The organism is Methanohalobium sp., assembly GCF_046546175.1.
Lineage (GTDB): Archaea > Halobacteriota > Methanosarcinia > Methanosarcinales > Methanosarcinaceae > Methanohalobium.
Genome location: NZ_JBKGYF010000053.1, coordinates 1 through 12178, shown reverse-complemented (window position 1 = coordinate 12178; position 12178 = coordinate 1). Strand labels below are relative to the sequence as shown.

Below are 12178 nucleotides of genomic sequence, written 5' to 3'. Positions count from 1 at the left end.
TCTACAATTTTACCTCTTTCAGCAGCTTTATAGATTACATGCTGAATCAGTTTATGCCAGCCTACATCCGATATGGATTTAGCCAGTTTGTTGCTTTATACAAGATATTTTATTTTCAGGTCGTTAAACACTATCAGGTTATATTTCACCACCAAAAGTTTGCTAAGACAATGCGAAAAATGGTTTCTTGCAGATGCAACTTTCCTGTGAATCCTGTTCACTTTCTGCTTCTGCTTATTATAATTGTTTGATCTGAATTGCATCCTGGACAATTTCTGCTGCTCTTTAGCCAGTCTTTTCTCAGTATTTCTGAGGAATTTTGGTGGTTCGACAAAATCATCGTCTGAAGTTGTTATGAAGGATTTCAGACCTAAGTCTATACCTACTGCATTCTCAGGAGTAGACGGAACTGGATTATCAGGTAATTCAACAGTTAGATAAGCGAACCATTGTTTGCCTTCTTTTTTCAGGGTGCAGGTCTTCAATTCGCCTTCTGGGAGTATGTCAATGTCAATCTTGATAGGTTGGGATTTATCGGTTATTTTGGATAGGTATAGTTTATTTCCTTTGAGTTTCCATCCGTTCCCATATTGCTTGTATCTGAAACTGCTGAAATCCTCTTTACTCTTGAATTTCGGGTGGCCTTTAGGCAGGGTTCCATCGTATTTGATGTATCCTGATGAGTTGTTCCCGCAGAGAACATCTTTTCTCTTAACGAACATCTCTTTTTAGGTCTGGTGTTTTTCAGTCTGCCATTCTTGATATCATCGAAGAATTTGCCATAAGCAAAACATAACCTCTGGAACACATCCAGTCTTACTGAAGAATGGATGGATAATCTAGATGCTTGAGGTATCTTTCCAGTGATGATTCGGATAATGATAGGCCGAACCTATCGTATAATTCAACCTTGATGGATAGAAGATGGTTCCAGATCGACCCACAGTATTCCAGTGTTTCATCCAGTTATTCCTCCTGTTCAGGAGTGGGATGAATCCTGAATCTCATATTCCTGCATTTCTGACCTTCTTTGCGAACCATCAACTCCACCCTTTTATCTGATACTGATTATACGCTTTATAACTTTATAAATTTTACTTAATGTTAGCGATTATCTTATAAAATCTATAGTTAATCAGACATCAGCAGGGTACGATTCATCACTCTTTAAACAGAGTTTAAAGATATCCTTTAATCTTTGATTTAAGGAGCACGACTGAAGTCGTTGGCTTTCTCTACCCCTACACACCGTCTCTCGTAAAACTGTGGAATTGTTGCTTTCAGTTTTATAAAAATCATCCAGACTTATATGTATTTAATTTCAATTATGTTCATGGTTTTGATATTATCAAAGGTATTGATTTTGTATCAAATGGGAATTTTTGTGCCTACAATAGATACAAAATATTGTGTTAGTAAAATCCACGATGTGTACATTGAATATGTTATTGACAATATAAATGCTGACTATTTATTACTTCAAGTTATTATATATATCTATTTTCAGATACTATTTAATGATCAATAATGCAAATTTGAAATTTGTAGTTATTGATTTAGACAAATTCGCTAATGGGAAGATGGTTAAGGATGGAAAAATTGTTCACCATATCTTAACGTCAATATAAAATAAATATAGGAGATTAAATAATGCCAGCGGAAGATTTTGCACCAATAGATACAAATTGGTTAAAAAAGGCAGGTAGTTTGTGGACAACACCGTTTGCAGATACACCTTCTGAAAGAGTTATTGTGGACCCCATCATATTGTCGCATGCTGCCACGATATTCAAAAAGAAACCTGGGTATTTCTATCAAAATCCAGATGAAGCAATACGAATGGTATGTAATACATGTGAATTATATGATGTAACACCAGTTGGTCATTATCTATGGGCTGATTATTGGGGTGAAGATTACGGTGCTACAATCAAGGTACAGGAAGATGCACCACCATCTATAACAAATCGTCCAATCAAGGATCCAGAAGGTGTAGATAATCTGGAAATATTGAGCCCTGAAGATTTGGCAAAAGGACCTACCCTTACAAAACATTACACAGCACTGGACACCTGTTTGGAAGAATATCCCGATATGTTTGCTCCAATTACCCAACTGGGAGGTACAATGGAAGTAGCAACTAATTTGGTTGCTATAGAAGATGTTTTCATGTGGATGATAACTCAACCAGAAATTGTCGACAAACTTGTCGATAAAGCTGCTGACCACATTGTTAACGCATCCAAAGCAACAGCTGACAGATACGGAGCAAACGTAACTATCACTGGTTCAGTTATAGCCAGTGGTGATTTGATGGACAGGGAGCAAATCAAAAGGTTTGGTTATAAACCAGTAGCTAAAGCTGTAAGTAAGGTATTGAATAGTGGCGCAGGTCCAGGTGTTTACTATCATCTATGTGGAAACCATTCTGATGACTATGACCTGTGGAAAGATGCTCCAATGAGCCCCTTTACAGTTATGCAAATCGGTTATGATGGAAAAGAAATATTCCCGGCTTCAAAATTGGTGGAAAACTTTGGAAACAGATGTACCTGTTTCGGAACTGTAGATACGAAACTGGTAGACCGTGGAACTCAGAGTCAGGTCTATGAACAATCCAAAGAACAATTACTTGCGGGGAAAGATAGTCCAAGAGGATTCATACTGGGAACTTCTTGTGAATGTCCAACAAGAGCTCCATCTGCAAACGTTCATGCGATGGTAAAAGCTGCAAGGGATTATGGACAATATGAAAGATTCTAAAAAAATTCAAAGTAATGAGGGTTCTTTATGGATATAAATGTTACTGAAGAAGTGGAAAATTCATTGAAGGATAATGGATTAAAAAAAGAGGAAATCCAGGAAATAATAGAAGCAGCAAAAACAAAGGGAAGTAAACTCAAAAGTAGAAGCGAAGACACTTATATTGCAAAGGGTGGGTCAGAAAACTTGACTGTTTATGCTGTCTATACACCGTCTTCTAATGGGGCTATTAACTTAAACAATGTCTATACTCATAAAATGAATGTCAACGGACCTACAGGCGGTGAAATTGGTGAAGTTGAGTATGATGATGAAAGTGACTGGATTTGTGATAAATGTAATGAAGTAGCACTACAAAGAAACGTAGATATGAACTATCTAGGGGTTTCAAGACCAGGTCCAGCATTAGTATGTCCTAAATGTAATGAGACATACGTTACACAGGGTGTAGCATCAACACTGAAAACTGCTGAATCTATCTTGGAAGAAAAAAGAGCTTGAATATATTAATGACTGACTTTAGGAGGGACGAGATGGAACAAATAGCCACAGTTGAAACCCTCTGTCCTGAATGTTTCAGGAAAATAGAGGGAGTTAAATATGTTGAGGATGGACAAGTATACATCAAAAAGGAGTGCGATGACCACGGTTTTTTTAAGACCCTTATATCCAAGGATATAAATCATTATCGTAAGATGGAAGATTGTTTTTATGTGGATCGAGCAAGAGCTAGAGCTCCTTTAACAGATGTTGAAAAAGGTTGCCCCTATGACTGTGGTCTATGTCCCTCCCACAAACAGGATACCTGCCTGGCAGTTATAGAAGTGACTGACAGATGTAATATGCAATGTACATATTGTTTTGCTAATTCTACCCAAGATGGTGATACCGACCCTGATATGGATACTATTAGGAATATGTTTGAAGCTGTTAAAAAGTGTTCAAATGACCCATCCTGTGTACAGCTGTCCGGAGGTGAACCAACTTTAAGGAACGATTTACCCGAGATAATAAAGATGGGAAAAGATGTAGGGATAGACCACATCGAATTAAATACCAATGGTCTCAGGATATCTAAAGATCAGGATTATTTTGACCGGATAGCTTCGGCCGGAATAGATGCAGTATATCTCGGATTTGATGGTGTGTCCGATGATGTATACATTCAAAGAACCGGTAAAAAATTGTTTGATGTAAAATCTGAAGTTATAAATAAATGCCAGGAAGCTGGGATTGGTGTAGTACTGGTACCACTGGTTGCAAAAAATTATAACCTACATGAAGTTGGGAAAATAATAGAATTTGCATCCAATAATGTTCCAACTGTCAGGGGTGTACATTTCCAACCTTTATTCTATTCAGGAAGGTCACCTTCCAGAAAGGAAGAAAAAGTGACGATTTTAGAACTTATCGAGGAAATCGAGAAACAAACGAAAGGACAGCTGAAAGTTGAAAACTTCACACCGTCCCTTATGCCCAATGCCCATTGTGGAGCTACCTGTCTGGCATTGGTTGATGACCTTGGATTTATACCGTTAACAAATACTTCACAGGGAGCGATGAAATCAGCTTATGATGTAGCAAGCAAAACCAAGGGTTCAATAATGGGTAGGTGGAAAGGTTCAGAAAAAGAAACTGAAACTGAAACTGAATCCAATTCATCCTGTTGTGGGAAATCACTTCAGAACATATCTATGGAGAGCTCATGTTGTCGATCAGATGGTGGATGGTCTGATTTTATAGAAATGAGCAAAAACAGATATCTTACAATTTCAACAATGGCATTTCAGGATGTTTGGTCATACGAAAAAGAAAGGGTTGAAAATTGCTGCATACATGTTGTTACACGTGATGGGAGACTCATTCCATTTTGCAATTACAATCTGACAAATTGTGATGGTAAATATCTCTATAGACAAAACGTTTGAATGCTGTAAAATTTGGAGGAATAAAATTTGAGTTTCCCTGAAAAGATTAACACTTTTGTACGCCAGAATATAGCAAAAAGAAAGTTGGTATCCAGAAATATCGATAATGATACAGTAAATCCATTAGAACGGTGGGGTTTGACCAAAATTAAAAGTGATATTAACAATAGTAATGAATTAAAAAATCTATTTGCCCAAAAATATCTTGACAGGGATGATTTAAGAAAATATAAACTTTTCAAAATGCAGGAATTATTAGAATACGTTTCCAATAAAAGTCCATTCTACAGTAAATTATACAAAGAAGCAGGAGTTAATCCATCACAGGTCAATAATTTTAACGACCTAGAAAAAATACCACTTACAGAACAGGAACAACTGGCTAAACATCAATATCATTTTCTTTGTGTTTCCAGGAAGAACATTGCACGTGAATTTACCAGTTCGGGTACTACTAATATACTAAAAAGTGTGGCTTATACACAAAATGAACTCATAGAAATCGTAGATTCTGTAATATCAGGATTGAAGATGGCAGGAATGGATTCAAAAAATGATACGTTACAGATAATGTACCCAACCATTACAGCAACATGGGATCCTGGGCTTATGCTAAGTAAAGCATGTGACCTGGCAGGTTTTAATTCAGTAATAAACGATTCAACTGATGTAGAAGACCAAATAAACACCATGAAAGAAGCAGGAACAACTCTTATGATAGGTACATCATCTTTTCTATACGAGTTATCAAAAAAAGCAAGTAAATTCGTTGAACCAGGTGAATTAGGTATCAAAAGAATAATTTGTTCATCTGAACCATTAACCGAATCCATGAGAACCCAGATTGAGAGTGTATGGGGTTGTAAAGCTCTTAGACAATGGGGGATGACAGAACTGGGTCTGGCTAACGCTATCGAATGTACGGAACAGAATGGATTGCATGTAAACAATGCAGATTTTCTAGTTGAAGTTATAGACCCTGAAACTGGAAAAATACTTCCACCAGGAGAGGAGGGTGAACTGGTATTTACAACTCTGAGAAGAGAATGCATGCCGCTTATACGTTATAGAACAGGAGATATATCTTCTCTTATTGATGAACCCTGTAACTGTGGTGCTATTGTTGACCAGAGGATAAGAGATGTTAAAAGACTAAATTAAATATAATTTTTATTGGTATTTGTATGGAAGGAAATGTCACTGAAAATAAGAAAAATAAAGATCCAGAAACTTACATTAATTCAATGGATATGGAATTTATATTAATTCCTGCAGGTGAATTTCAAATGGGTTCACCGTCAGAAGAAAAAAACTGGTATAAAAATGAGCATCCGGTTCACAATGTAATTATAGAAACTCCATTCTACCTTGGTAAGTTTTCAATTACACAGAGCCAGTGGCTTGAACTCATGGGCACGAATCCTTCCCGTTTTGCTGGAGATGATAGACCAGTTGATAGGGTTTCATGGAATGATGCTCAAGAATTCATTAATAGATTAAATGCAAAAGAAGATTCCAATAAATATCGCCTTCCTTCCGAAGCTGAATGGGAATATGCTTGCAGAGCTGGTACCACCACAAGATACTCGTTTGGTAACAGTGAATCAAAACTGGATGAATACGCATGGTACAGGGAGAATTCAGAACATGGTTCACATCCTGTAGGTAAAAAGAACCCTAACCCATGGGGTTTGTACGACATGCACGGGAATCTCTGGGAATGGGTACAGGATATATATCATGAGAGTTATGACGGTGCACCTGAAGATGGTAGTGCCTGGGAAAACAATACTAATTATTCAAAGATTATGCAGGTACTGTGTGGTGGCAGCTGGCAAACTTCTGCTGTTGGCTGCAGGTCAGCAAGCCGCACATACTATCCTCCAGTTGCTCGTCGTAACAGTAGCCGTATTGGTTTTCGTATTCTGAAAGAACTATAAATTTTTATGGACATTGATGTTGAAACTTTTTGCAACTTTGCCCTTTAGGTTTATTTTGATTTGGATAAATAGTTAATTTCCACAAAACGATTTTTTATATTTACATGAGCTGTCACATTCTTTGTTGTACTTACTGTAATTACACTTAACAGATTTATTTATTTCACGGGACCAATCGATGTCAAATAAATTGGATAGGTAATCTATCCCGTCTTCCAAAGCTATGTGGACAGCTTTTTTACAACATCTTGCTCCACCTGCATCTGCAATATCTTTTAAAGTTTTTGATGTGGCCCAATTGGCATGGGAACGTGGACCAGGTGTTAATGGCGATGCTTCAAGCAGGATGCTAACTGCAATACCTACACCTATCCCTCCACCGCATGCACCATAAAGTCCGCAGTAACCACCAGGTACATTTTTCCCTCTTTTGATACTTTCTAAAATATCGTTGTTTATTTTCAGACCTACAAAATTTTGATAAGCGGCTACTAAAACAGCAGGTATTAGAGCATGGTGTTCTGGTCCATGCATGTGTATGCTTGGATGTTCCATTAGTTTTTCTGCAATTTGAAATGGGTCTTTTGAATCAGTATTCAAACAGACATTTTTGATTACATCTAAAGCATTCTGAGCATGGCAATTATTGCATACATAATGACCTTTCACACAGCAGAAATAAGCTTCATCTTCTATGCCGCAGTAATAACATTCAACTTTAGCTGCCTGTTTTAAATATTCAACTTCAGCTCCACAAACAATACAGTTTACTTTTTCATCATGGTCAATTTTCAATTAATCACCTAACCTTTTTTTTAATTTCTTTCTCTTGTAAATGAATCCGGGATATCTTCATCAGCCAGTTTGTCGGCAATCTGCTTATTAAAGTCTGTAACAAACCAAATCCACGACCAGGTACAACCATATCGTGACCTTGCTGCATGGCTCGATAGGTATCGCAAGCTACAACATCGGCTGTAGTTGTCATCCAGAAATTAAATGTCTTGGTGTTTTCCATATCAGCTTCTTCCTGGAACTTGGTATCCTTTACCGAAGTTGGGCAGACTGCCATTACTCTCACTTTTGAATTTAGTTCGTGTAATTCATAGTTTAGAGCACGACTGAACTGAAGTACAAAACTTTTACTGGCGCCATAAACAGCCATTTTAGGAGTAGGCTGAAAGGCTGTCATCGATGACATATTGATTATATACCCGTCGTCATGTTCAACCATATCCCTCAAATAGAGACGTGTGAGATGATATAGAGTACTCACATGGAGCTGTAACATGGATAGCTCTTTATCCATATCGATTTCATTGACAAATCCATAGGAACCAAAACCTGCACAGTTTACCAATACGTTAATCTTCAATCCATAGTTCTGGGTAAATTCATAGATTTCCTGGGCTGCTTCAAGTTGAGTCAGGTCATGTGTTTTCAGAAGGATGTGGATTTTTGGGTTGATTTCATGAAGTATTTTTTTAGCGTTTTCAAGTTCTTCCAGGGGTTTGGCAATTAGTACTAACTGATAACCATCATAAGCGAACAATTTTGCCAGTTCAAGTCCTATACCGCTTGAACCCCCTGTTATCAGAACAGTTTTTTCACCAAAGTTCATAATTATATACACTCCCCGTTATCCAAACATTCCTCATCTAACTCCACCTGTATAATTTGTACAGTGTTTTCATCAGTTTAAGTGTGCGGTCATTATATGGAGGAAAAATTGCGTTTATAGTACCCCAATTACGCTTTATTATACTCCTTTGGTTGGAAAATTCTACAAAACCATGAAACCCTAATGATTTTCCAGTACCACTGCTGTTGACACCCCCAAATGGTAGATGCGGGTTACTGTAACCAAGCATATAATCGTTGATGACTGTACCCCCTGCAGACGTTTCTTCCAGGAAATAATCAATATTTTTGCGGTATTGGCTGGAAATATAAATTGTAAGTGGTTTTGGACGTTTATGGATAATTTCTAAAGCCTCTGATTTATTAGAATAGGTAAGCACGGGTAATAAGGGACCAAATATTTCTTCCTGCATGATATCCATATCTTCCGATATTCCATCGAGCAGAGTTGGAGAAACGAAACGGTTTGATTCATTGAAATAACCGCCAATCAATACCCGTGCACCTTTGTTAAGTGCATCATCATAGAGTGATTTTAACCGTTGAAAATGCCAGTCATTAATAATACGACAATAATCAGGTGACTGCTGTATATTAATATCACAGGAACCATAGAATGTTTTCAAAGCATCCTTGAAATCTTCTACAAACATGTCTTTAATTGATTCATGCAAGATAAGGTAATCAGGTGTTATACAGGTTTGTCCACTGTTGACACATTTGCTCCAGGCTACATGTTGAGCTGTTTTCTGAATGTCAATTGATTCGTCAATTATTGCTGGTGATTTACCTCCCAGTTCCAAGGTAACACTAGCCAGATGTTTAGTACTTTTTTGGGAAACGATTTTTCCCACTTTCTTACTGCCGGTGAAAAATATATGGTTGAAAGGCTGGTCAAGCAATACCTGTGCTACTGAAGAATCTCCTTCAAAAACAGCCACTTCATTTTCATTGAACAGTTCTGATATCATGTGATTTATGTAAGTAGAAGTATGAGATGAAATTTCACTAGGTTTGATTATGGCAGTATTACCTGCAGCAAGAGCGTATACCAGCGGAACAAGGGATAGGTTAAAGGGATAATTCCATGGTGAAATTATAAGTACCATGCCTTTTGGTTCATAACAAATGTAAGACTTTGTCCCAATAAGTGGCAGGGGTGTAGAAACTTTTTGCGGTTTCATCCATTTGCTCAGATGTTTTTTCACAAAATCAATTTGAGCTTGTACAATGCCTATTTCAGTAACAAATACCTCTTGTTCTGGTTTGCGGAAGTCTTTATACATGGCATCATATAATCCAGTTAATTTTTGATCGTCTTTTAGATAATTTTCAATGCGTTCTAAAAGCTCTATACGTTCCTTAGCATTCAAACGGGCAAAATCATTGGCATTTTCTTTTTGCAATTCAAATATCCTTTGAATTTGTTGGCACATTTGTGTTAATCACCAGCTGAGTGTATTACAACTTTATAACAATGGAAGGTAGAAAACCCTTATGTCTTCAGCATTGCATCAAATCGTAGATTTAATGCGAGTTTCATTTCTTTGAAATGAAACAAAGGGATGAATACCGTCTAATCTATTAATTAGGTTTAAATATTATAAAGACCAATGTCTGTATGATTGTAATTGATAACCAAGATTACAATTTTACACCTTCGGTACGAGGGGTAGAGCCTGTGGACTTGTTCCCATAAGGGAAAAGTATGAAACAGGAAGCACTTTAAATCATAGATTTAAAGTTATCCTTAAATTTTTAATTTAAGGAGCCAGTTGGTCTTTAGCCAAGTGGTAGTTCACTAATGTAGGTTACCGGAGTGTTGTACCAGTTTTAAACTTCAGCTATACCAAGCATTGATAATGTGTAGATAGCAGTAAGAATGATAGCTGACATGGCTTCTATCCTCCCCCAATCTTTTTTGGTTTTTAGAGAATCAGCTAATGCAAATATTTTTTCGTTTTTTAGAGCACCGGTTATTGTTAATACCCTTTTACTTTGCATAATATCGGATATTGTGAGGCAGATCCAGAGCAGGAATATATATCCCGAAATGAGAGAGAAGAGCGAAAAATTAGGATGTGTCCAGGTACCCAGCATTTCCCCTGTGAACTCGGTAAGAACTGTAAAAAAACCTACAAAATAGGCAAGTTTCAGACCAGCAAATGTTTTAAACAGCAAGAATGCAAGTGAGAATTTCAGCAGTGTTGTAACAGGGTTATGTAATAAATCAAACATAACATAATCTACCACAAGCATTACAGCAAAGCTTACAGGTATGAAGTAGTTTACAAGGTCATACCACCATCTTTTTGAATACTTTTGATCGAAAACTTTCCAGAGATTATAAGACGACCAGAATATAGCTCCATATCCAGGAAGTATCCAGATAGGTACTCCACCGATTGCTCCACCAAGATATGTGAAATATCCATATTGAACACAAAGTATCTCATGAACAAATCCAAAAACAGAAGCAATTATAAGAAACACTTTACCATCAAGTTCACTGTTTTTCCAGAATAACATCCAGAGCGCAGATAGTATAACAGTTGGTATAATTTCTAATTGAAGCCATCTATAATTGATTAACACACCCAGGATAACAAAAAGCATAAACATTGAAAAAAACAACGGATTATTCAGAAGTATTTTGCTTTTATTATTGACTAGATGAAAATATGATGATGGCGAAAATTTAGATGATAATGAATCCATTTTTAGGTAACCCATGATAACCCCGTGACCTAATTATCGATTTCCCAATTTTTTGTAAAAAAATTGAAGTTTAGGTGGTGAGATAATTGCATAAACTCCAATTTTGTTCTATCTGGAGCAAGAATCTATTATATATTATTCAGCCCCATCTTTCTTCTGCTGGTGGGAGTTCTTTTATAGCATCCTCTGCCCACTTGGCTGCTTCCATAGCATCATCTTTAGATGTATCTGCACCGATTTCTTTTGCAAACTCTTCATTTACAGGTGCGCCACCGACAATAATTTTGACCTTGTCTCTTGTTCCGTCCTCTTTGAAATTTTTGACAGCACTTTCCATGTTATCCATTGTTGACGTCATCAATGTACTAATTGACACGATGTCGGCTTTGTTTTCTTTTGCGGCTTTAAGAAAATCATTAATAGGAACATCTTTACCCAGATCAATTGCATCAAAACCTGTTGCAGTCATCATGGTTTTCACAAGGTTTTTACCGATATCATGTACATCTCCTTCTACAGTACCAATGATAAGAACTGCTTGTTTTGAGCTGTCGTCTTTTTTAAGATGTGGTGTAAGTACATTCATGCCTGCATACATTGTGTTTGATGATAGCAAAAGGTGCGGCATAAATACCTCTTTATTTTCATATTTATCACTCATAATTTCCATGCCCTTAGCTAGACCATCAACAATTGCTTTATAGGGATCTATACCATCATCAAGAGCTTGTTGAGCCAGCTCACTTGCCTGGTCTGGTTTACCATTAACTACCGCGTTTGTAAGTCCGTTAATAATTTCATTTTCGTCCATTGAATGCCTCCTCCAGATGTTTTTACTTTACCATTTAGACAGTTGATTGATTTTCAACTTATTATCTGAATCAATAATACAAATTTCAAATTTGCAGTTATTGACTAATTACTAGTATCTTAGATTAGATATATATAATAACTTGAAGTAATAAATCGCCATCATTTATATTGTCAAAAACATATTCTACGTACAAACAATGGATTTTACAAAAACAGTATTTTATATCTACAATAGGCACAAAAATTCCCATTTGATACAAAATCAATACCTTTGATAATATCAAAACCATGAACATAATTGAAATTAAAATATACTATTAAGTCTTGGTGAACTACCGCTAAGCTAAAGACTCAGCGGCTTCGGAAGAAGGTTAC

At 36.7% G+C, this 12178-nt stretch carries 11 protein-coding genes; 5 read left to right on the top strand and 6 right to left on the bottom strand.

The genetic code is table 11. From position 1 onward, the window contains the following. Positions 1-95 precede the first annotated feature (95 nt). The gene (locus tag ACLFMM_RS06700; RefSeq protein ID WP_410807949.1) at positions 96-722 is read right to left on the bottom strand and encodes an RNA-guided endonuclease InsQ/TnpB family protein; all 627 of its coding nucleotides are present in this window, start codon (positions 720-722) and stop codon (positions 96-98) included. Between the two features lie 928 nt (positions 723-1650). Here ACLFMM_RS06700 and ACLFMM_RS06695 point away from each other — a divergent pair. The 5 genes from ACLFMM_RS06695 to ACLFMM_RS06675 are packed head-to-tail and all read left to right on the top strand — an operon-like array spanning position 1651 to position 6631. Beyond that, a complete protein-coding gene (locus ACLFMM_RS06695; protein WP_410807948.1) occupies positions 1651-2763 on the top strand; it encodes a uroporphyrinogen decarboxylase family protein in 1113 nt (370 codons plus the stop codon). 27 nt (positions 2764-2790) lie between these two features. After that, positions 2791-3264, top strand: a complete 474-nt coding sequence (locus tag ACLFMM_RS06690; RefSeq protein WP_410807947.1) for a hypothetical protein — start codon at positions 2791-2793, stop codon at positions 3262-3264. Positions 3265-3296: 32 nt separating this feature from the next. Then, a complete protein-coding gene (locus ACLFMM_RS06685) occupies positions 3297-4691 on the top strand; it encodes a radical SAM protein (RefSeq protein WP_410807946.1) in 1395 nt (464 codons plus the stop codon). Between the two features lie 27 nt (positions 4692-4718). After that, on the top strand, positions 4719-5852 hold the full coding sequence (locus ACLFMM_RS06680; protein WP_410807945.1) for a phenylacetate--CoA ligase family protein: 1134 nt from the start codon (positions 4719-4721) through the stop codon (positions 5850-5852). 23 nt (positions 5853-5875) lie between these two features. Then, positions 5876-6631, top strand: coding sequence for a formylglycine-generating enzyme family protein (locus tag ACLFMM_RS06675; RefSeq protein ID WP_410807944.1), 756 nt, complete (start codon positions 5876-5878; stop codon positions 6629-6631). A gap of 72 nt (positions 6632-6703) precedes the next feature. Here ACLFMM_RS06675 and ACLFMM_RS06670 read toward each other — a convergent pair whose 3' ends face one another. The 5 genes from ACLFMM_RS06670 to ACLFMM_RS06650 all read right to left on the bottom strand — a co-directional run bounded on the left by ACLFMM_RS06670 (position 6704) and on the right by ACLFMM_RS06650 (position 11801). After that, complete coding sequence (locus tag ACLFMM_RS06670) at positions 6704-7426, bottom strand: DUF5714 domain-containing protein (RefSeq protein WP_410807943.1); 723 nt, start codon at positions 7424-7426, stop codon at positions 6704-6706. 4 nt (positions 7427-7430) lie between these two features. Beyond that, positions 7431-8252, bottom strand: coding sequence for an SDR family NAD(P)-dependent oxidoreductase (locus ACLFMM_RS06665; protein WP_410807942.1), 822 nt, complete (start codon positions 8250-8252; stop codon positions 7431-7433). Positions 8253-8289: 37 nt separating this feature from the next. After that, on the bottom strand, positions 8290-9708 hold the full coding sequence (locus tag ACLFMM_RS06660) for an aldehyde dehydrogenase family protein (protein WP_410807940.1): 1419 nt from the start codon (positions 9706-9708) through the stop codon (positions 8290-8292). Between the two features lie 397 nt (positions 9709-10105). Beyond that, positions 10106-10888: a hypothetical protein gene (locus ACLFMM_RS06655; protein WP_410807939.1), complete on the bottom strand. Its 783-nt coding sequence runs from the start codon at positions 10886-10888 to the stop codon at positions 10106-10108. Between the two features lie 241 nt (positions 10889-11129). Continuing rightward, the gene (locus tag ACLFMM_RS06650) at positions 11130-11801 is read right to left on the bottom strand and encodes a corrinoid protein (protein ID WP_410807938.1); all 672 of its coding nucleotides are present in this window, start codon (positions 11799-11801) and stop codon (positions 11130-11132) included. Positions 11802-12178 lie beyond the last annotated feature (377 nt).

Bases quoted from the DNA above. Each gene is read 5' to 3' on its own strand.
- ACLFMM_RS06700 (WP_410807949.1), bottom strand. From the start codon at position 722: ATGTTCGTTAAGAGAAAAGATGTTCTCTGCGGGAACAACTCATCAGGA.
- ACLFMM_RS06695 (WP_410807948.1), top strand. From the start codon at position 1,651: ATGCCAGCGGAAGATTTTGCACCAATAGATACAAATTGGTTAAAAAAG.
- ACLFMM_RS06690 (WP_410807947.1), top strand. From the start codon at position 2,791: ATGGATATAAATGTTACTGAAGAAGTGGAAAATTCATTGAAGGATAAT.
- ACLFMM_RS06685 (WP_410807946.1), top strand. From the start codon at position 3,297: ATGGAACAAATAGCCACAGTTGAAACCCTCTGTCCTGAATGTTTCAGG.
- ACLFMM_RS06675 (WP_410807944.1), top strand. From the start codon at position 5,876: ATGGAAGGAAATGTCACTGAAAATAAGAAAAATAAAGATCCAGAAACT.
- ACLFMM_RS06665 (WP_410807942.1), bottom strand. From the start codon at position 8,252: ATGAACTTTGGTGAAAAAACTGTTCTGATAACAGGGGGTTCAAGCGGT.
- ACLFMM_RS06660 (WP_410807940.1), bottom strand. From the start codon at position 9,708: ATGTGCCAACAAATTCAAAGGATATTTGAATTGCAAAAAGAAAATGCC.
- ACLFMM_RS06655 (WP_410807939.1), bottom strand. From the start codon at position 10,888: ATGCTTTTTGTTATCCTGGGTGTGTTAATCAATTATAGATGGCTTCAA.
- ACLFMM_RS06650 (WP_410807938.1), bottom strand. From the start codon at position 11,801: ATGGACGAAAATGAAATTATTAACGGACTTACAAACGCGGTAGTTAAT.